We start from the raw sequence: 1,042 nt of genomic DNA on the forward strand, positions 1-1,042 counted from the left end.
GCACCCGGGTAGATGGCGTAGGAGGCCTTGAAGGGCACGGCCAAACGCTGTTTTCTGACCAGCATGACGCACAGGACAACTGTGAGAAAGACATTCATCACCAGCAGTGCGAGCGTGCTTGATTCTATGAGGTTCATTGTTGCTAAAGCCTTTCAGCGCTAACTGCAGTTGGTGAGGACAGCGCCGATTCCGGTAAATTCACCGAAGAACGTCAGCAAGGCTTTCCATCGAGCGTCGGCGTTTTTGGCGGCTTTGAGCGTCACAATAACCTTTGCCACACCGCCGAGCTTCGTGATCTTGGTAGCAACGAGCATGTTGCCGGCCACAAGAGCGCCAACCGAAGCGACGCAGACTGCCCAGCCCCAAGCGTCGGTGGGATCGGCGACGATTGGGAATGCCATGTCCGGGGAATGGTCGACACGTTGAACAAGGTCACCACCTTCAATCAAAAAGAAGGTCGGGACAGCCGCGCCGTCGGCTGCGAAAGCCCAGGGAACGTCGAAGCCACCTATGGTCTCGTTCGCGCTATCCGAGATGCGCACGGAACCGTCGGCTGAGATTGAAGCCGAGGCGTCGACAGGCAAATCTAACTGGAATCGGAATTCCCGCTGAGCCTGTGGTTGATTGATTTGAATAACCGACTGGCTTCCCTCTGCGGTGCGGAAGGTGCTGATCTGTGAGCCCGGCAGCTGCGTGTTCAGCAAGGCGAAACCCTGACCTGTGAAGTAACCGTCTGGGATGTTGGCAGGGTCAATTGACGCCACGGTCCTCGTCCCTGGAATGCCAATGCCGAGGGTGCCCACGAAAGCATCTGTATGGATGATCTTTTGCTGCTCCGGCAGGGCAACGATGCCTTCGACGCGCTCGCTTGCGCTGGCGGACGCGGGTGCATCGCCTGACTCTACTGGAGGAAGCGCTCCTGCGGTCAAGACAATCCCCAGTATGCCGACCAAGGTCGTCCGGAAGAGGCCCTGAAGCGACACGATGCCGAGCGAACGTGATCGTACGCTCACCATGTGGGATGAATGACGGGCCTTGATCG

1 protein-coding gene is annotated in these 1,042 nt (G+C 58.0%); it reads right to left on the reverse strand.

Annotated features, from left to right (window positions below; genetic code table 11):
- Nucleotides 1–158: 158 nt before the first annotated feature.
- The coding region (locus JF66_RS20675; RefSeq protein WP_231556546.1) for a hypothetical protein at nucleotides 159–1,042 on the reverse strand (884 nt) is incomplete at its 5' end.

It is taken from the genome of Cryobacterium sp. MLB-32, assembly GCF_000738085.1.
Lineage (GTDB): Bacteria > Actinomycetota > Actinomycetes > Actinomycetales > Microbacteriaceae > Cryobacterium.